Source organism: Streptomyces sp. NPDC002104, from assembly GCF_053593795.1.
On the sequence record NZ_JBSFDF010000025.1, the window covers coordinates 28,970 to 46,549 of the forward strand.

At 72.5% G+C, this 17,580-nt stretch carries 12 protein-coding genes; 7 read left to right on the plus strand and 5 right to left on the minus strand.

Annotated elements, in window-relative coordinates; genetic code table 11:
• Window positions 1-2: 2 nt before the first annotated feature.
• Window positions 3-2,558 (plus strand): aminopeptidase N, encoded by a 2,556-nt coding sequence (gene pepN / locus ACWCP2_RS21535; protein ID WP_450910190.1) that lies wholly within the window; start codon window positions 3-5, stop codon window positions 2,556-2,558.
• A 197-nt stretch (window positions 2,559-2,755) separates the two neighbouring features.
• A complete protein-coding gene (locus ACWCP2_RS21540; protein ID WP_450910191.1) occupies window positions 2,756-3,715 on the plus strand; it encodes a hypothetical protein in 960 nt (319 codons plus the stop codon).
• Between the two features lie 65 nt (window positions 3,716-3,780).
• Here ACWCP2_RS21540 and ACWCP2_RS21545 read toward each other — a convergent pair whose 3' ends face one another.
• Together ACWCP2_RS21545 and ACWCP2_RS21550 are read right to left on the minus strand one after the other, a co-directional pair.
• Window positions 3,781-4,686: a pyridoxamine 5'-phosphate oxidase family protein gene (locus tag ACWCP2_RS21545; protein ID WP_450910192.1), complete on the minus strand. Its 906-nt coding sequence runs from the start codon at window positions 4,684-4,686 to the stop codon at window positions 3,781-3,783.
• Window positions 4,686-5,144 carry a VOC family protein gene (locus ACWCP2_RS21550; RefSeq protein ID WP_450910193.1) on the minus strand — a complete coding sequence of 153 codons (459 nt, stop codon included), beginning with the start codon at window positions 5,142-5,144 and terminating at the stop codon, window positions 4,686-4,688. The genes ACWCP2_RS21545 and ACWCP2_RS21550 overlap by 1 nt, the downstream gene beginning before the upstream one ends.
• 120 nt (window positions 5,145-5,264) lie before the next feature.
• On the opposite strand from ACWCP2_RS21550, the gene ACWCP2_RS21555 reads away from it, so the two are divergent.
• The 4 genes from ACWCP2_RS21555 (at window position 5,265) to ACWCP2_RS21570 (ending at window position 12,310) form a co-directional block, all read left to right on the plus strand.
• A complete protein-coding gene (locus ACWCP2_RS21555) occupies window positions 5,265-5,840 on the plus strand; it encodes a CGNR zinc finger domain-containing protein (RefSeq protein WP_450910194.1) in 576 nt (191 codons plus the stop codon).
• Between the two features lie 273 nt (window positions 5,841-6,113).
• On the plus strand, window positions 6,114-9,446 hold the full coding sequence (locus ACWCP2_RS21560; RefSeq protein WP_450910195.1) for a S8 family serine peptidase: 3,333 nt from the start codon (window positions 6,114-6,116) through the stop codon (window positions 9,444-9,446).
• A 95-nt stretch (window positions 9,447-9,541) separates the two neighbouring features.
• A complete protein-coding gene (locus tag ACWCP2_RS21565) occupies window positions 9,542-11,143 on the plus strand; it encodes a TerD family protein (RefSeq protein WP_450910196.1) in 1,602 nt (533 codons plus the stop codon).
• A gap of 138 nt (window positions 11,144-11,281) precedes the next feature.
• Window positions 11,282-12,310, plus strand: a complete 1,029-nt coding sequence (locus tag ACWCP2_RS21570; protein WP_450910197.1) for an aspartate-semialdehyde dehydrogenase — start codon at window positions 11,282-11,284, stop codon at window positions 12,308-12,310.
• A 75-nt stretch (window positions 12,311-12,385) separates the two neighbouring features.
• On the opposite strand, the gene ACWCP2_RS21575 is transcribed toward ACWCP2_RS21570, so the two are convergent.
• Window positions 12,386-12,904, minus strand: coding sequence for a DUF1203 domain-containing protein (locus ACWCP2_RS21575; protein ID WP_450910198.1), 519 nt, complete (start codon window positions 12,902-12,904; stop codon window positions 12,386-12,388).
• Window positions 12,905-13,044: 140 nt separating this feature from the next.
• Here ACWCP2_RS21575 and pepN (ACWCP2_RS21580) point away from each other — a divergent pair, with 140 nt between their 5' ends.
• Window positions 13,045-15,627: an aminopeptidase N gene (gene pepN, locus ACWCP2_RS21580; RefSeq protein ID WP_450910199.1), complete on the plus strand. Its 2,583-nt coding sequence runs from the start codon at window positions 13,045-13,047 to the stop codon at window positions 15,625-15,627.
• Between the two features lie 73 nt (window positions 15,628-15,700).
• Here pepN (ACWCP2_RS21580) and ACWCP2_RS21585 read toward each other — a convergent pair whose 3' ends face one another.
• Both ACWCP2_RS21585 and ACWCP2_RS21590 read right to left on the minus strand, forming a co-directional pair.
• Window positions 15,701-16,603, minus strand: a complete 903-nt coding sequence (locus ACWCP2_RS21585) for a LysR family transcriptional regulator (protein WP_450910200.1) — start codon at window positions 16,601-16,603, stop codon at window positions 15,701-15,703.
• Window positions 16,604-16,613: 10 nt separating this feature from the next.
• On the minus strand, window positions 16,614-17,531 hold the full coding sequence (locus ACWCP2_RS21590) for a DMT family transporter (protein WP_450910201.1): 918 nt from the start codon (window positions 17,529-17,531) through the stop codon (window positions 16,614-16,616).
• Window positions 17,532-17,580: the final 49 nt, after the last annotated feature.

Below are 17,580 nucleotides of genomic sequence, written 5' to 3' on the forward strand. Positions count from 1 at the left end.
ACGTGCCCGGAGAGAATCTGTCCCGTGACGAGGCCCGCGAACGGGCCGAGCTGCTGTCCGTCGACGGGTACGAGGTGGTCCTCGATCTGAGGTCCGCGGTGGACGAGGCCGAACCGGCCGACGGACCCAGGACCTTCCGCTCGGTGACCACCGTGCGCTTCCGCGCCGCCGCTCCGGGGGCATCGAGCTTCGCGGACCTCGTCGCGCCCCGGGTGAACGCCGTGACCCTCAACGGGCGCGAGCTGGACCCGGCCGTCGTCTTCGACGGCGCGCGGATCGCCCTGGACGAGCTGGCCTCCGAGAACGTGCTCGTGGTCGACGCCGACTGCGCGTACAGCCGGACCGGCGAGGGCATGCACCGCTTCGTGGACCCGGAGGACGGCGAGGTCTACCTCTACACCCAGTACGAGCCGGCCGACGCCCGGCGGGTGTACGCGAACTTCGAGCAGCCCGACCTCAAGGCCCCGTACCGCTTCGAGGTGACGGCGCCCGAGGGCTGGCAGGTCTGGAGCAACGGGGCCGAGGAGTCCCGCGAGGGGCAGACCCGGCGCTTCGCCGAGACCGCGCCGATCTCCACGTACATCACGTGCGTGGTGGCGGGGCCGTACCACTACGTCACGGACTCCTACACCCGCGGGGACCTGACGATCCCGCTGGGCGCGATCTGCCGCAAGGGGCTGGCGAAGCACTTCGACGCGGACGAGGTGTTCCTCGTCACGAAGCAGGGCTTCGACCTCTTCCACGAGATCTTCGACTACCCGTACCCCTTCGGGAAGTACGACCAGGCCTTCGTGCCGGAGTACAACCTGGGCGCGATGGAGAACCCGGGGATGGTGACCTTCCGGGAGGAGTACATCTTCCGCGGGAAGGTCACGCAGGCCTCGTACGAGCGGCGCGCGAACACGATCCTGCACGAGATGGCGCACATGTGGTTCGGCGACCTGGTCACCATGAAGTGGTGGGACGACCTGTGGCTGAAGGAGTCCTTCGCGGACTTCATGGGCTCCTTCGCGCTGGTCGAGGCCACCCGCTTCGACCAGGCGTGGGTCACCTTCGCCAACAGCCGCAAGGCGTGGGCCTACCGGGCCGACCAGCTGCCGTCCACGCACCCGGTCACGGCCGACATCCGTGACCTGGAGGACGCGAAGCTGAACTTCGACGGCATCACCTACGCCAAGGGCGCGGCGGTGCTCAAGCAGCTCGTGGCGTACGTGGGCCGGGACGCCTTCCTGGAGGGCGCCCGCCGCTACTTCAAGGCGAACGCCTACGGGAACACCACCCTGGACGACCTGCTGTCGGTGCTCGCCGAGGTCTCCGGCCGGGACATGGCCGAGTGGTCGCGGGCCTGGCTGCAGACGGCCGGCGTGAACGCGCTGACCCCGGTGGTGACCTGCGACGCGGGCGGCCGGGTGACCGAGCTGGCGGTGGTCCAGGACGGGGACGAGCTCCGTCCTCACCGGGTCGCGGTGGGCCTGTACCGGCTGGACCCGGACGGCGCCCTGGTGCGCTACGCGCGGGCCGAGGCGGACGTCGCGGGGGCCCGGACCGTCATCGGCGAGCTGGCCGGGCAGGAGAAGCCCGCCCTGGTGCTCGTCAACGACGAGGACCTGACGTACTGCAAGATCCGCTTCGACGAGGCCTCGCTGGCCTCGCTGCGCTCGCACCTGGGCTCGGTGACGGACCCGCTGAGCCGCGCGCTGTGCTGGTCGGCGCTGTGGAACCTGACGCGCGACGGGCTGATGCCGGCCCGGGACTTCGTCTCGCTCGTCGTGGCCCACGCGGGCCGGGAGACGGACGTCGGCGTCCTGCAGATGCTGCACGCGCAGGCGCTGACCGCGGTCACCCACTACGCGGCGCCCGGCTGGCGGGAGCAGGGCGGCAAGGTGCTGGCCGCGTGCGCGCTGCAGGAACTGCGGTTCGCGGAGCCGGGGTCGGAGCACCAGCTCACGTGGGCCCGCTTCTTCGCGGCGGGCGCGGCGACCGAGGGCGACTTCCAGCTGCTGCTGGGTCTGCTGGAGGGATCGGCGCGGATCGACGGGCTGGAGGTGGACCAGGAGCTGCGCTGGGACTTCCTGCTGCCGCTGGCCGCGCACGGGGCGGTCGGCGAGGAGGTCGTCGCGGCCGAACTCGCCCGGGACGACACGGCGTCGGGCAAGCGGCACCAGGTCCGGTGCCTGGCGGCGCGGCCGTCGGCGGCGGTCAAGGACCAGGCGTGGGCCGCTGTGGTCGAGTCGGACGCGCTGTCGAACGCGCTGGTCGAGGCGACGATCGCGGGCATGCAGCGCTCTTCGCAGCGGCCCCTGCTCTCGCCGTACACGAAGCCCTACTTCGCCGCCATCGAGCGGATCTGGGCCGACCGGTCGATCCAGATCGGCATGGACGTGGTGCGGGGGCTGTACCCGTCCCTCCAGGACTCCCAGGAGACCCTGGACGCGACGGACGCCTGGCTCTCGGCGCACGAGTCGGCCGCGCCGGCGCTGCGGCGCCTGGTCCTGGAGTCCCGTGACGACCTGGCCCGTGCGCTGCGCGCCCAGGCCTGCGACGTGGCCGCGGGCTGACCCGCGCCTCAAACCCCGGCGGGGCCGGTTTTTCCGGCCCCGCCGGTGTGTGCGCCCCGGATGGCGGCACCCGGGCTGGTCAGCGGCGTGTGCCATCGGCAGTCGAACGTCCGTACTTTAGCCCCGTCTTGTCCCGATTTGCCGACGGATGTGTAACAGGGGTTAGCGAGGCCATGGCCTGAGGGAATCTCAGCGTCATGAACCACAACGCACCCCTCCCCCTCGCCCACCTCACCGACAACCGCCCCCGCGTGCTGTCGCTGACCCAGCTCCGCGAGCACGGGGTCACCGCCTCCGACGCCGCCGAGCGGTCCTGGCAGCAGATCCTGCCGGGGGTGTTCCTGCTCCATTCCGGGCCCGCGACGAGCGAGGAGCGGCTGCACGCGGCGCTCCTCTACGCGGGCCGCCGGGGGGACGAGGTCATGATCACGGGGCTGGCCGCCCTCGCCCTGTACCGGTTCTCCTCCGTCCCCGCCCTGCTCGGCCTCCCGCAGATCGACGTGCTCGTCCCGAACACCCGCCGGCTGCGCTCCGCCGGAGAGGTCCGCATCGTCCGGGCGCACACCCCGCCCCGGCCGGTGGAGGTCACCGGGCTGCCGGTCGCCCCCGTCGCCCGCGCCGTCGCCGACGCCGTCGCCCACCTCTCCGACGCCGGTACGGTCCGGCGCCTGCTCAGCGAAGCCGTCCGCGCCGGGCACTGCGAACCGGCGGCCGTGGTGCGGGAGCTGACGGTGGCCCGGCTGCTGAACCGCCCGCACGTGGTGGACGCCGTCGAATCGCTGCTCGCCGAGGGGCGGGCCATCGCCGAGGACCGGCTGTACCAGCTCGTACGGGGCTTCGAGCTCCCCGAGCCCGTCTGGAACGTGGACCTGCGGCTGCCCGGCGGCCCGCACCTGGGCGGGGTCGACGCGTACTGGCCGGAGCAGGCGGTGGCCGTGGAGATCGACACCCGGGCCCCGCGCCAGGGCGAGGACGAGGCGTGGACGGAGTCCGTGCGCAAGCGGGAGACCCTGGAGCGGTGCGGGATCACCGTCCTGCACATCACCCCGCGCAAGCTCCGCGACTGGCCCGAGCAGCAGGCGGCGGTCGTACGGACCGCCCTGACGGCCTCCGCCGACCGCGAGCCCGCCGCCTACCTCGTCGTCCTGCCCAGGTGACGGGCCCACTGCTGAGGGGCCCGCTGCTGAGGGGCCCACGGCCGAGGGGCCTGCCGCCGGAGCGCCTACCGCGCAGGCCGCCAAGGCGGCGCGGGCAGCGCCGGATTGGCCGGCGAGTACTCCGGGGCGCTCCACAGCAGCCGCCCCGGGTGCACGCTCTCCACCACCGACTCGATCCGGAACCGGACCCGCCGGTCCCCGCCCGCCCCGAACTCGGGTTCCGCCCGCCCGCTGAGCTGGAGCACCGCCCCGCTCTCCCAGTCGGGGAACAGCAGCCCGGCCCGCGGATCGGCCAGCAGGTTCCCCAGGGTCAGGAACATCGCGTTGCCCGCGTAGTCGGGCCAGGCCAGTTCCGTCGGGGACAGCACCTCGACGAAGCCCGGCATTCCGCCCCGGTGGCTCGCGTCGGCCCCGTCCTCCCCCGCGGACGTGGCGACGAAGAAGGTGTCGGCGGCGCGGACGGCCCGTTCCTGGTCGGGGGTGAGCGCGTCCCCGCGCCGCACGACACCGGCTCCATCGGCGGCGAGCTGGACAGGCTGCCGCTTCTGGAGGTACTTGGGGCAGTTGGCGAAGACCCGTTCGGCCGACAGCGCGAACCCGCCGGGGGTCACCTCCAGGGTTCCCCCCAGCCGCATCCGGCGCCGGGTGCGCGGGTCGAGGGAGATGGTCCCGACCCGGGTGCCGGCGGTGGCCAGCGCCCCGGCGAGCGGATCACCCTCGGGGACGCCCCCCTTGACCGCGATCCGGTCCGGCCCGGTGGCCCGTACGAACCCGGGGGCGCCGGTCAGCAGTGAGGCCCAGAACCGGCCCCCGCCGTCGGCCGCGCCGACGACCAGGTGCGGCTGCAGTCCCAGGAAGGCCGCGGCCACGTCCTTGATGTGCGGGGTGACGGACCGGCCGACGTGCACGGCGTGCTCGCGGACACCGACCCGCTCCTGGACGGCCAGCGAGCCCCAGTGGTACCCGGACATTAGAAGAACCCGCAGGTCGGGGCCCCCGCAGTGGGAGCCTCGGCGCCTTCGGCGCCGCTCGGCACGGAGATCTCCAGACGGGTCCCGTCGGGGTCGTGGAAGAAGATCCCGCCGGAGGCCGCCCCTTCGCCGTGGGCGACGACCCCCTCGTAGGCGAAGTCGACGCCCAGGTCGCGCAGCCGCTCCTCGTACGCCCTGACCTCCTCGATGGCGTCCGCGGAGAGCGCCAGGTGGTGCAGTCCGGCCGCGCCGGGCGCGTAGGCCCCCTCGGCCTGCTGCCACAGGGTCAGGACGAGCTCGCCGTCCTGGCCGAGGAACGCGAAGCGCCGGTCCTCCTCGGTGCCCTCGCCGAGCAGCTCGAAGCCGAGGCCGTCCCGGTAGAACACGAGCGACCGGGCCAGGTCCGTGACGTTGAGGCCCACGTGGCCGGTGCGCAGCTTGCTGATGACGGTCGTCACAACGGTTCCTTTCCCGGAAACCACTCAATTTCTAACCTTCTAAATTGAGATTAATGGTTAGAGATCGAGGAGTCAACCGCTCACGTACTCTTGAAGGGTTAGTGCCACGAGGAGGCGGACATGACGGCGGCGGACAAGACGACGGCGGACCCACGACCCCTGACCGGGGAACCGGTGGCCCTGGACCTGATCAACACCCGGTGGGTCCAGGAGGGCGAGGCCGTCGACCTCTTCGCGGGGGCCTTCGGGCTCACCCGCGTCGAAGGGCTGGCGCTCTGGCTGGAGAGCGCCGGGCTGGCCGGCCGCTTCCGCGCGGACGCCGCGACCCTGGTCCACCTGCTCACCGCCCGCGAGGCACTGGCCCGCGCGGTCGCGGACCCCGCCGACGAGAGCGCCCGCGCCCTGGTCGACGCCGTCCTGGAGCACGGGCGGATCAGGGCGACCCTGACCGCCGAGGGGCCCGGGGAGCGGACCGAGTTCGACGACCCGACCTGGGGCCCGGCCTGGACGGCCGCCCGCGACTACCTGGAACTGCTGGGCTCCGACCCCGGCCGGATCCGCAAGTGCGCCTCCGAGACCTGCGTCCTGCGCTTCCACGACACCTCGCGCAACGGCACCCGCCGCTGGTGCTCGATGTCGGCCTGCGGAAACCGGGCGAAGGCGTCCCGTCACTACGCGCGCACGCGCGAGCGCTGAACGCGCCGAAGTTGTCACACCCGATCTGAGACCGCCGCCCGCCCCGCCACCGGCGCACGGTCGGGGAGTCTACAAATCCACGTTCCACCCCGAAGGTTCGTACCCGTTCACCCCGGTACGGGCCTTCTGGCGTATGTCCCGAGCTGGCGGGTGTCCGCCACGGCAGGTATCGGTCCGTGACAACTCTCCCCAAAGAGCTGTCACTTACGCGAGGCTGACCGGTCATCCGGCACCGAAATCCGGACCGTACCTTTCACTTAGCCAGGGATGCTGATGACCCTCGACTCCCCCGCTCGTTCCAAAGACGGCGCCATACCCGGGGCCCGGCGCGCCGCGCGCGTCGCGGCCGCGGCCGGCCTGGTGGCCGCCCTCGCGGCCACCGGTGCCATGCCCGTCTTCGCGGCGACCGGCACGAACACCCCCGCGCCCAACCCCGCCGTGAAGTCGGCCGACGAGAAGCTCGGCTCGGCCGATGCCGAACTGCTTCAGGAAGCCAAGACCAAGGGCGAGAAGACCGTCACGGTCATGGTCGCCACGGCCCCCGGCGAGACCCAGCAAGTGGCCAAGCAGCTCGACGACGTCCAGGGCGCCTCGGTGGGCCAGACGTACGACAAGCTCGGCTACGTGCGGGCCACCCTGCCGACCGACAAGGCGGAGGCCGCGCTGAAGGCGGCCGCCAAGCTGTCCACCGTGCACGGCATCGACCTGCGGCACGAGATCCAGCTTCCGGACCCCCGTCCGGACGCGGACCGCGAGACGGGGACGGTGAAGCGGACCGCCGCCGAGACCTACCCCGGCCCGGACAAGAACACCCCGGCGAAGAACCCGTACAACCCGTCCTTCGAGACGGGTTCGCTGGACTTCCTCAAGAAGAACCCCAAGGCCGACGGCCGCGGCGTGACCATCGGTGTCCTGGACTCGGGTGTCGACCTCGGTCACCCCGCGCTCCAGAAGACCACCACCGGCGAGCGCAAGATCGTCGACTGGGTCACCGCGACCGACCCGCTCGCCGACAACGACGCCACCTGGCGGGCGCAGATCACCCCGGTCGCCGGTGGCACCTTCACCGCGGGCGGCGGGACCTGGAAGGCCCCCGAGGGCTCGTTCCAGTGGAGCCGCTTCACCGAGTCGATCACCGCGACCGGTGACATGAAGGGCGACGTCAACCGGGACGGGGACACCACCGACCGGTTCGGCCTGCTCTACGACCCGGTCGCCGGGACCGTCCGCGTCGACACCGACCAGGACAACGACTTCACGAACAACGAGCCGATGAAGCCGTACAAGGACGGCTACCAGATCGGCTACTTCGGCACGGACAACCCGGCGACCGACGTCGCCGAGCGCATTCCGTTCGTGATCGAGATCCGCAAGGACGTCCCGATGGACCCGCTGGGCGGTGACTGGGTCGGCAAGAAGGCCGACTTCGTCAACGTCGGCATCATCGAGTCCGAGCACGGCACGCACGTCGCGGGCATCACCGCCGCCAACGGCCTGTTCGGCGGGGCGATGAACGGCGAGGCGCCCGGCGCCAAGATCGTCTCCTCGCGCGCCTGCTCCTGGTCCGGCGGCTGCACCAACATCGCGCTGACCGAGGGCATGATCGACCTCGTCGTCAACCGCGGTGTGGACATCGTCAACATGTCGATCGGCGGCCTGCCGGCCCTGAACGACGGCAACAACGCGCGCTCCGAGCTCTACAAGAACCTCATCGACACCTACGGTGTCCAGCTCGTCATCTCGGCGGGCAACGAGGGCCCCGGCATCAACACCATCGGCGACCCCGGTCTCGCGGACAAGGTCATCTCCGTCGGTGCGGCGGTCTCCAAGGAGACCTGGGCGGCCAACTACGGCTCCGGCGTGACCAAGAAGTACAACATGTTCCCCTTCTCCTCCCGCGGTCCGCGTGAGGACGGCGGGTTCACGCCGACGATCACCGCCCCCGGCGCGTCGATCAACTCCATCCAGACCTGGCTGCCCGGTGCACCGGTGAAGGAGGCCGGCTACAACCTGCCGGCCGGTTACGGCATGCTCCAGGGCACCTCGATGTCCTCGCCGCAGGCGGCGGGCGCCAGCGCCCTGCTGATCTCGGCCGCCAAGCAGCAGAAGATCGCCCTCACCCCGGCGGCCCTGCGCATCGCGCTCACCAGCAGCGCGAAGAAGATCGACGACGTCCCGGCGCACGCCCAGGGCGCGGGCCTGATCAACATCCCCGGCGCGTGGGAGTCCATCCAGCGCGGCGCGAAGGCCAACGAGTTCACCGTCAAGGCCCCGGTCGACACCGCGATCGACCAGTTCCTGAAGACCCCGGGCTTCGGCACCGGCGTCTACGACCGCGAGGGCGGCCTGAAGGTCGGCCAGAAGAAGGTCTACGACGTCGTCGTCACCCGCACCACGGGCGTCAAGTACGGCACCCCGCACCAGCTCAGCTGGCGCAACAACGACGGCACCTTCAAGGTCATCGGCGGCTACGACTACGTCACCCTGCCCCTGAACAAGCCCGTCACCATCAAGGTCGAGGCCAAGGCCAAGACCGCCGGCGTCCACAGCGGCATCCTGCAGCTCGACGACCCCACCACCGAGGGCATCGACAAGCAGATCCTCTCCACGGTCGTCGTCTCCACCCCGCTGGCCAAGCCGGCGTACGCCTACTCGGACACCTCGTCCGTGCAGCGCAACAGCCACAAGTCGTACTTCGTGACCGTCCCGGCGGGCGCGAAGACCCTCGAGGTCGCCCTCGGCGGACTCGCGGCGAACAGCCAGACCCGCTTCATCTCGATCCACCCGTACGGTGTGGGCGTCGAGGACAGCGCGACGACCCAGTGCTACCCGAACTACGACAACCCGGCCAACCTGTGCCGCCCCGACCTGCGTTCGTACCCGAACCCGCAGCCGGGCGTCTGGGAGATCGAGGTCGAGTCGCGCCGTACGTCGCCGCTGCTCGACAACCCGTTCAAGCTGGACGTCTCCGTGCTCGGTGCGGCCTTCGACCCCGCGGTCAAGGTCCTCCCCGAGGTCAAGCAGGGCACCCCGGCGCCGGTCCAGTGGACCGTGAAGAACGACGGGGCCGCCATCTCCGGCGGCAAGCTCCAGGGTGGTGCCCTCGGCTCCGCGAAGGTCGCCAAGCCGACCATCGCCGCCGGTGAGACCCACACCACCGAGGTCACGATCGGCGAGGGCGTCTCCCGCCTCGACATCGCGATCGGCAACGTCTCCGACGCCGCCGCCGACCTCGACCTGGACGTGTACAAGGACGGCGTCAAGGTCGGCACCTCCGCCGACGGCGACTCCGAGGAGGCCGTGACGCTCCTCAACCCGGCCGCGGGCACCTACACCGTCGAGGTGTTCGGCTACGCGATCCCGTCCGGCTCCACCACGTACGACTACCGCGACGTCTACTACTCGGCCGCCCTGGGCTCCGTCCAGGTCGACGAGGCCGCCGCGGTCAACCTCGCCAACGGCGCCTCGGCGACTGTCTCCGCGAACGTGCTGGTCAACAGCGCCGCCCCGGAAGGCCGCCAGTTCTTCGGCGAGGTCAAGCTGCTCAACGCCCGCGGCACCGCCGCCGGCACCGGCAGCGTGCAGATCGAGAAGGTCCTGCCGTAACGGCCGAGACCTGCTGACCGCATGACGGAGGGGCCGGCGCCCGAGGCGCCGGCCCCTTCGCGCTGCCCGGGCCCGCCCGGTGGCAGGATGCCGGTATGCCGAACATACGAAGAGGGGCCAACGCCCCTTTGACCACCGGCCCGTTCCGCATCACCGTGGCGCGCACGGCCCGGCCCGGAACCCCGGCCGTGGCCGGCGCGGCGATCCTGCTGGACGCCGTCGGCCGGGTCCGGGACGACGCCGACGTCCTCCTGGCGGCCGGACCCCGGCACCCCTCCGGCGCGGTACGGCACCTCGGCGGAGCCGAGGAGGGCGGGCTGCTCGTCCAGCGGCTGGAGGTGGACCCCGACGACGTGGAACCTTCCGTGCAGCGGATCCTGATCGCCGCCCTCACGGCCGGGGGCACCTTCGGAGCGGTCGACGGGCTGTCCGTGGAGGTGGCGGCCGGCGACGGCACGCCGATGGCCCGGTACGAGGTGACGGACGCGGCGATGGACACCGCGCTGGTGCTCGGCGAGTGCTACCGCCGCAACGGCGCCTGGCGGTTCCGCGCGGTGGGCCAGGGCTACACCGGCGGCCCGGACGCCCTCGCCGCCGACTACGGCATCCGGCCGCAGGCGCTCCCGGCCGCCCCGGCGCCCCCGGTGGACGGTCCCGTACCGACCGAGGTCGACAAGGTCAGCGCGGCCGGCGCGGCCCCCGGGTCCGGCCCGGCCACCGCGCCAGGCACCGCGGGCCCCTCCGCGGGCACCGCAGGCCCCGTGGCCGAGGTGCCCCCGCCCGCTCCGGCCGCCTCCCCGCCCGCTCCGGCCGCCTCCCCAGCCGCTCCGGCCGCCTTCCCGGCCCTCGTGGAGCACGCCCCCGTGGAGCACGGGCCGCCGGGCGGCTGGTCCGAGGCCGACGGGCTGCACGAGGGCTACGGCGAGCAGGTCCTCACCCTGGTGCACCCGGACCCCGGCGGTCCGGCGCTGCTGGAGTACGAGACGCTCGGCCCCACGGACTCCCACACCTGGTTCACCTGCCTCCGGATCGATGATCCGGACGACCCGGTCCAGCTGTTCTACCGCGCCTCCAACGGCCTGCGGGGGCAGCAGCTGGCCTTCGGCCGGGGCTCCCGGATCATCCGGCTGCGCGTCGAGGCGAACTGCCGCTGGCGGCTGCGGCTGCGCCCGGCCGGGACCGCCCGGGCGCTGCGGTCCGGCGCCTCGGGGCAGGGCTCCGCCGTCCTGTCGTACGCCGGCCCGCCGGCCCTGCTCGGGGTCCGGCGCGGGCGCGGGGGCGACGACGCCTGGCTGAAGGTGATGACCGTCCGGGAGGACGGGCTCGGCCACCTCGTCGCGCAGCCCAACCACCGGCACCCGGTGACGGGCCCGCTCGCCGTGGGCCCCGGCGGGGTGTGCCACGTCCAGCTGGAGGCTCCCGAGGCCATCGCGTGGGAGCTCGACGTGCGGCCCCTGAACACCGCCCCGGTGCTGGACCGGAAGCTGTCCGGGCGGGGCCCGGAGGTCGTGCTGGTGCCGGGCAGGGGGGCGAGGGCGGAGGTCCGGCACGACGGCATGGTCACCCCGCTGTTCGCCCTGGACGAGCACCTGTTCCCCGGGGACAGGCTCTGCACCGGGCCGGGGGTCCACGATCTGCCGCCCGGCCCGGTCTCCGTCCGCGCCTCCGGAAAATGGAGCCTCCGGGTCCGCGACTGACCGGCCCGCGGCCCGGCCGCGGCCCGTTCCGCGCCGCAGATCGTCCGTAGTACGGACAATGGATTGGACAAGGCTCGTGGGGTCGAACGCATGATGGCTTCACGCGCGCCCGCGTCGTACGTACCAAGAGGAGTCACCGTGAGGGTCGGAATCGTCGGAGCCACCGGACAGGTCGGCGGAGTCATGCGCGGCATCCTCGCCGAGCGCAAGTTCCCGGTGGACGAGCTGCGGCTGTTCGCCTCGGCCCGTTCGGCCGGCTCCACCCTCGAATGGGAGGGCCGCGAGATCACCATCGAGGACGCCTCCACGGCCGACTACTCCGGCCTGGACATCGTGCTCTTCTCCGCGGGCGGCGCCACCTCCAAGGCCCTCGCCGAGAAGGTCGCCTCGCAGGGCGCCGTCGTGATCGACAACTCCTCCGCCTGGCGGCGCGACCCCGAGGTCCCCCTCGTCGTCTCCGAGGTCAACCCGCACGCGATCAAGAACCGCCCCAAGGGCATCATCGCGAACCCGAACTGCACCACGATGGCCGCGATGCCCGTGCTGCGCCCGCTGCACGACGAGGCCGGCCTGAACGCGCTGATCGCCACCACCTACCAGGCCGTGTCCGGCTCTGGCCTGGCGGGCGTCGCCGAGCTCAAGGGCCAGGCCTGCGCGGTGTCCGAGGCCGCCGACCAGCTGACCTTCGACGGCGACGCGGTGGAGTTCCCGGAGCCGGCCGTCTACAAGCGTCCGATCGCCTACAACGTGATCCCGCTCGCGGGCTCGATCGTCGACGACGGCTCCTTCGAGACCGACGAGGAGCAGAAGCTCCGCAACGAGTCCCGCAAGATCCTGGAGATCCCGGAGCTCAAGGTCTCGGGCACCTGCGTGCGCGTGCCCGTCTTCGCCGGCCACTCCCTCCAGGTCAACGTCCGCTTCGACCGTCCGCTGAGCGTCGAGCGCGCCTACGAGCTGCTGAAGGACGCCCCGGGCGTCGAGCTCTCGGAGATCCCGACCCCGCTGCAGGCCGCCGGCAAGGACGCCTCGTACGTGGGCCGCATCCGCGTCGACGAGACCACCGAGAACGGCCTCGCGCTGTTCCTCTCCAACGACAACCTCCGCAAGGGTGCCGCGCTGAACGCGGTCCAGATCGCGGAGCTGGTCGCGGACGAGCTGCGCGGCTGATCCGCGCACAGCGCGCACCGGCGGAGGGCGGCACCGTGACGGTGCCGCCCTCCGGCGTTCCCGGTGCCGGTACCGCTAGACGGCCCGAGCCCGGCGGACCTCGAAGAGGTAGCAGCCGAACTCGGCCGCGCGGACATGGACGAGCGCGGTCCGCGGGTCCTCGAAGGCCTCCGCCAGCGCCCGGCCGATCACCGCCTCCGGGTCCCCGGCGAGGTCGAGCACCCGCCCGCCGAGGATGTGGCCCGCGGCGTCGTAGCGGCGGGCCGTGCGCAGGGCGCCGGGGTGCGCGAAGGGCAGGCCGGCCCCGGGGACCGGTCCTCCGCAGTCGGCGGCGTGGATGAACACCGGGCCCTGCTCGTCGTAGGCCCCGGGATCGGCGCCCGTCTCGGCGGCCCAGCGGCGCAGCGGGGCGTACGCGACGAGGGCGATCCGTTCGCCGGGGACGCTGCGGCGCAGGCAGCAGCGCAGCGGAGCGCCGCCCTCCGGGTCCTCGTACGGGGCGCAGGGCCGCCCGGCGTCGTCGAGGACGCGCAGGCGGGCGAGGGCCGCGGGGGCGATGGCGAGCACGGTGTGGGCGGTCACGTGGGTGGTCATGGGGCTCAGGATGCGCGGGGCGGACCGTGCGGAGCTGGCGGAAATCGGACGTCGAGTTTCGCCCGTGGATTACTCCGGCGCGGTGGCCCATCCCGCGTGGAAGGATGGGCCGGAACGTCACCATCGAAGGAGATGACCGCGTGCCAGGCACGAATCTGACCCGTGAAGAGGCTCAGCAGCGCGCGAAGCTGCTCAGTGTCGACTCGTACGAGATCGAGCTCGATCTCAGCGGAGCGCAGGAGGGTGGCACGTACCCCTCCGTGACCACCGTGCGCTTCCAGTCCGCCGAGGCCGGCGCCGAGACCTTCATCGACCTGGTCGCCCCGGCCGTGCACGAGGTCGTCCTCAACGGCAGGTCCCTCGACGTCGCGGCCGTCTTCCGGGATTCCCGGATCGCGCTCGCGCACCTCGCGGCCGGGGCCAACGAGCTCCGCGTCGTCGCCGACTGCGCCTACACCAACACCGGTGAGGGTCTGCACCGCTTCGTCGACCCGGTCGACGAGCAGGCGTACCTGTACACCCAGTTCGAGGTCCCGGACGCGCGGCGCGTGTTCGCGAACTTCGAGCAGCCCGACCTGAAGGCGACGTTCCGGTTCACCGTGACGGCCCCGGAGGGCTGGACGGTCATCTCGAACTCCCCGACGCCCGCGGTTCCGGCCGACAACGTCTGGCGCTTCGAGCCGACCCCGCGCATCTCCACGTACATCACGGCCCTGATCGTCGGCCCGTACCACGCGGTGCACAGCTCCTACGAGGGCACGGACGGGCAGTCCGTCCCGCTCGGCATCTACTGCCGTCCCTCGCTCGCCGAGTTCCTCGACGCCGACGCGATCTTCGACGTGACCCGGCAGGGCTTCACCTGGTTCCAGGAGAAGTTCGCGTACGACTACCCCTTCGCGAAGTACGACCAGCTCTTCGTGCCGGAGTTCAACGCGGGCGCCATGGAGAACGCGGGCGCGGTCACCATCCGCGACCAGTACGTCTTCCGCTCGAAGGTGACGGACGCGGCGTACGAGACGCGCGCCGAGACGATCCTCCACGAGCTCGCGCACATGTGGTTCGGCGACCTCGTCACCATGGAGTGGTGGAACGACCTGTGGCTGAACGAGTCGTTCGCCACCTACACCTCCATCGCCTGCCAGGCGTACGCGGAGGGCTCGAAGTGGCCGCACGCCTGGACCTCCTTCGCCAACTCCATGAAGACCTGGGCGTACCGGCAGGACCAGCTGCCCTCCACCCACCCGATCATGGCCGACATCCGTGACCTGGACGACGTCCTGGTCAACTTCGACGGCATCACCTACGCCAAGGGCGCCTCGGTCCTCAAGCAGCTCGTGGCCTACGTCGGCCAGGACGCCTTCTTCAAGGGCGTGCAGGCGTACTTCAAGGCGCACGCCTTCGGCAACACCCGCCTGTCGGACCTGCTGGGCGCCCTGGAGGAGACCTCCGGCCGCGATCTGACCGCCTGGTCGAAGGCGTGGCTGGAGACGGCCGGCATCAACATCCTGCGCCCGGAGATCGAGACGGACGAGAACGGTGCCATCACCGCCTTCGCCGTCCGCCAGGAGGCCCCGGCGCTGCCCGCCGGCGCCAAGGGCGAGCCGGTCCTGCGGCCGCACCGCATCGCGGTCGGCCTGTACGAGCTGACCGACGGCAAGCTGGTGCGCGGCGACCGCATCGAGCTGGACATCGACGGCGACCTGACGGCCGTGCCCGAGCTGATCGGCCGGACCCGTCCGGCCGTGGTGCTGCTGAACGACGACGACCTGTCGTACGCCAAGGTCCGCCTCGACGAGGTGTCCCTGGCCAACGTCACCGCGCACCTGGGCGACTTCACCGAGTCGCTGCCGCGCGCACTGTGCTGGGCCTCGGCCTGGGACATGACCCGCGACGGCGAACTGGCCACCCGCGACTACCTCGCCCTCGTCCTGTCGGGCATCGGCAAGGAGTCCGACATCGGCGTCGTCCAGTCGCTGCACCGCCAGGTCAAGCTGGCCGTGGAGCTGTACGCCGACCCGGCCTGGCGCGACCAGGGCCTGGCCGTCTGGACGGAGGCCGCGCTGGAGCACCTGCGTGCGGCCGAGCCGGGCAGCGACCACCAGCTGGCGTGGGCCCGCGCCTTCGCGGCGACGGCCCGCACCGAGGAGCAGCTGACCTACCTGGGGGCGCTGCTCGACGGCTCCGCCGAGGTCAAGGGCCTGGCCGTGGACACCGAGCTGCGCTGGGCGTTCCTGGAGCGGCTGGTGGCCACGGGTGTCGCCGACGAGCCGGCCATCGCGGCCGAGCTGGAGCGGGACAGGACCGCGGCGGGCGAGCGGCACGCGGCGACCGCGCGGGCCGCGCGTCCGACGGCGGAGGCCAAGGCGGAGGCGTGGGCCTCGGTCGTCGAGGGCGACTCGCTGCCGAACGCGGTGCAGGAGGCGGTGATCGGGGGCTTCGTCCAGACCGACCAGCGCGAGCTCCTCGCCCCGTACACGGCGAAGTACTTCGCTGCGGTCAAGGAGGTCTGGGAGACCCGGAGCCACGAGATCGCGCAGCAGATCGCGGTGGGGCTCTACCCGTCCCTCCAGGTCTCCGCGGAGACCCTCGCGGCGACGGACGCCTGGCTGGCCTCGGCCGAGCCGAACGCGGCCCTGCGCCGGCTCGTCTCGGAGTCCCGCGCGGGCGTGGAGCGCGCGCTGCGCGCCCAGGCGGCCGACGCGGCTGCCGCAGCCCAGGCCTGACCGGAGCCCGGACGCCGGGCGGTGCCGGACCCTCCGGCCCCGCCCGGCCCCGTGCCCGCGCCCTGCGGGGCGGCTACGGCCGGGCCGCGGCGACGGCCCGTAGGGCCGCCAGGACGTGGGACACGGCCGGCGCCGATTCCGAGCCGCGCCGCAGGGCCGCGATGACGTGCCGGGTCGGCCGGTCCCGGGACAGCACGCGCACGGCGACGCCGGAGGCGCGGCTCGCCACCATGCGGGGCACCAGGGCCACCCCCATGCCGGCCTCCACCATGGCGAGGATCGCCGTCCAGCCGGACGCCGAGTGGGCCTGCTCCGGGACGAAGCCCGCGGCCTCGCACGCGTTGCGGGTGATCTCCGACCAGGGCCCGGAGCCGCCGTAGATCCACGGGTCCCCGGACAGGTCCGCGAGCCGCAGCTCGCCCGCCCGCGCCAGCGGGTGGTCCGGGGGCAGCGCCACGTCGAGGGGGTCCTCGAGCAGGGTCCTGCGGGTGAAGCGGGGGTCCCGCGCGGTCGGGGCGTGGGCGGCGAGGGAGAGCGCGAGGTCGACGACCCCGGCGGACAGCAGCTCGTAGGACTCGGCGGCCTCGGTCTCCCGTACGCGGACCTCCACGCCGGGGTGCGAGCGCCTCAGCGCGGCCACCGCCGGGACCACGAGGACCGGTACGGCGGTGGAGAAGGCGCCGATCCGCACCTCGCCCGCCTCCCCCGCGAGGTATCCGGTGAGTTCCGCGTCGGCCCGCTCCAGTTGCGCGAACACGGCCTCCGCGTGCCGCAGTACCAGCTGCGCCGCGTCGGTGAGCCGGACCCGGCGCCCCTGGGCCTCCAGCAGCGGGACCCCCAGCATCCTGGCCAGGTTGGTCAGCTGCTGCGAAACGGCCGAGGGCGTCATGTGCAGCGCCTCGGCCGTCGCGGTCACGGTCCCCCGCTCGGCGAGGGTCCGCAGGATCCGCAGCTTCTTGATGTCCCACTCGATCATGGGACCGAACCTACCGCCGGGCACCCAGACCCACGCCGCCCAGGATCAGCGCCATGCACAGGAGCTGCGTCGGGCCGGTCGTCTCGCCGAGGAGCAGCAGACCGAGGCCGGCGACGCAGACCGGCTGGAGGTAGTAGACGACTCCGGCGCGGGCGGCGCCGATCATCGAGACGGCCTTGTTCCAGGCGAAGAAGGCGACGGCGGAGGAGAAGACGCCGACGTACAGGAGCATTCCGGCCGTGGAGGGGGTGACCTGGAAGCCGCCCTGGACGCCGACGGACACGGCGTAGGCGGGGGCGAGCATCAGGGCGCCGAGGACGAAGGTGGTCAGCAGGAAGGCGAGGCCGCCCAGTTCGGCGGGCTTGCGCTTGAGGAGCGCGCTGTACGTGGCGAAGGACAGGGCGGCGCCGAACATCCACAGGTCGCCGGCGGCGAAGTCGAAGCGGATGGATCCCTTGCCGACCAGGAGCAGCACGCCGAGGGCGGCGAGGACCAGGCCGAAGGTGCGCCGGGCTCCGAGCTTCTCGCCGCCGAGCCGGGCGTACAGGGCCATGATGACCGGCGAGGCGGCCATGATCATGCCCATGTTGGACGCGGAGGTGGTCAGGCCGGCCTGGTGGACGAGGGTGTTGTAGAGGGTGACGCCGAAGAGCGTGGCCAGGGCGATGTAGCCGAAGTGCTTGCGGAGCAGGGCCCGCTGCTGCCAGGCCTGCCGGGCGGCGAAAGGGGCGACGGCCACCGTGGCGATCACCCAGCGCCAGAACACGGCCTGGACGGGCGGGATGCTGTCGGCCATGCCGCGGGTGGCGACGAAGCTGCCGGACCAGACGACCGTCGCGAGCAGGGCGAGGAGGACGCCGAGACCGGCGGCCCCCTTCTTCGCCTTGCCGGGTGCTGCTTCCTGCGGGACGGTGCGGACTGGGTCCATGACGGCCACGGTGTGTCTCCCCCTCGGGGTTCGGAGTGTCGGTTCGTCG